The organism is Vibrio sp. 10N.237.312.B06, from assembly GCF_041464685.1.
In the GTDB taxonomy this organism is placed as follows: Bacteria; Pseudomonadota; Gammaproteobacteria; order Enterobacterales; family Vibrionaceae; genus Vibrio; species Vibrio tasmaniensis_A.
In genome coordinates, this window is sequence record NZ_JBFSPI010000185.1 from 1 (window position 1) to 1,920 (window position 1,920).

At 46.0% G+C, this 1,920-nt stretch carries 2 protein-coding genes; both read left to right on the forward strand.

Features of this window, described 5'->3' with window-relative positions; translation table 11 throughout:
* Positions 1 to 1,089, forward strand: a 1,089-nt coding sequence (gene istA, locus AB6C75_RS23390) for an IS21 family transposase (protein ID WP_372109492.1), incomplete at its 5' end; no start/stop codon positions are given.
* A gap of 10 nt (positions 1,090 to 1,099) precedes the next feature.
* Complete coding sequence (gene istB / locus AB6C75_RS23395) at positions 1,100 to 1,822, forward strand: IS21-like element helper ATPase IstB (RefSeq protein WP_286291966.1); 723 nt, start codon at positions 1,100 to 1,102, stop codon at positions 1,820 to 1,822.
* The last annotated feature ends 98 nt before the right edge of the window (positions 1,823 to 1,920 follow it).

Genomic DNA, 1,920 nt, shown 5'->3' on the forward strand with positions numbered 1-1,920 from the left:
GGCCCAACGATCCCTGTTGTGAATCCAGATACAGGAGAATGCCGACATGCTCAGGTATTTGTCGCCACTTTAGGGGCGTCAAATTACACCTATGTCGAGGCGAGTGAGAGCCAAGGGCTTGAACACTTCCTCATGGCTCATGTCAATACCTTTAATCACTTTGGTGGTGCTCCGAATCTACTTGTACCTGATAATCTGAAATCTGCTGTAACGAAAGCAGACCGTCATAGCCCTATCCTCAATGAGAGCTACCGAAAACTGGCACAACATTACGGCGTTGCTGTGATGCCAGCCAGGCCCTACAAGCCTAAAGATAAAGCCAAAGCTGAGAACGCAGTTCTCATCGTAGAGCGCTGGATAATGATGCGCCTTCGCCACCAAGTGTTCCATACAATGGCTGAGCTGAACCTGGCTATCCGAAAGCTGATGCATGACTTAAACCAACGAGAGATGAAGCAGCTTGGTGTCAATCGACATGACTTGTTCAACAAAGTTGACCGTCCAGCGTTAAAACCACTGCCATCGCAACCATATGTGTATATCGAAACTAAACGAGCAACCGTCTCCCCTGATTATCACATTCAATATAAAAAGCACTTCTACTCTGTGCCGCACCAACTTGTTGGGCAACAAGTTGAGCTTGAAGCAACGCATCAAATAATACGTATCTACCACAAAGGGAGCATTGTTGCTCACCACTGCACAAGCCAAAAAGAATATGGTCTCTCTACCGTTTACGAGCATATGCCAAGCAACCATCAATACCAATCATGGACACCCGAGCGTTTTATCCGTTGGGGAAAATCTATTGGGCCAGCCACAGGTGAACTGACTCAGATGTTGCTCAAACGCCCAGAGCATGAAGCATTGGCCTTTAGAAGTTGCTTTGGGTTACTAAGTCTTGCCAAAAAGCACTCAGACGCACGGTTAGAACAAGCTTGCCAAGATGCCTTAGTGACAGAGAAGCCATACCTTGGCTTCGTCAAAAACTTATTGAAGAACCATCGAGAAGGCACTCTCTCTCAGCCTTCCACTGATACCCCAAACCTTAAACACACTAATGTTCGTGGTTCCAACTACTACCACTAGGAGAAACAATATGGACGCAATAATCCAACAGTTAAAATCACTACGCCTAAGTCATGCTTCTGATGCACTGGAACAGCAAAGGATACACCCCGCGACCTATGCTGAACTTGGCTTTGAAGAAAGGTTAGGACTCATCCTTGATCATGAGATAGTGAACCGAGATCAAACCAAAATCCAACGACTTAAACGGCAAGCCAAGCTGCGCCTAAGCGCTAGCGGTAACCAACTGGACTACCGCCCAGAGCGAGGCTTAAAAAGAGCAATGATGGGAGAGTTATTATCAGGCACTTATTTACAAAAGCGACAGAATGTCCTGATTACAGGTGCAACAGGTGCAGGTAAAACCTATGTTGCTTGTGCGCTCGCCGAGCAGGCGTGTGAGCAACACTGCCCAAGTCGTTATTATCGCCTAAATCGTTTACTTGATGACCTGAGTAGTAGCCGCCTTGATGGCAGCTATCAAAAGCTGCTACTGAGCTTGTCTAAGAAAAAACTGTTGGTTATCGATGACTGGGGAATGGAAAAACTCAGCCAAGAGCATGCAAGTAATCTTCTCGAAGTGCTAGAAGATAGATACCAAGAGTGCAGTACGATCATTATCAGCCAACTACCTGTAAAAGAATGGCACGAGATGATCGACAACTCGACGATCGCTGATGCGATCTTAGATAGGTTGGTTCATCAAAGTCATAGAATCGAGTTACGAGGGGAATCAATGAGAAAACTGGCTTAAATCGACCACTTGGAGTAAAACTAAGGAAGAGAAAAGAGAGGCTTAAAAAGGTGGTCGATTAAAAACGAAACTAGGGGGCACATCAGCCGAAATACGCA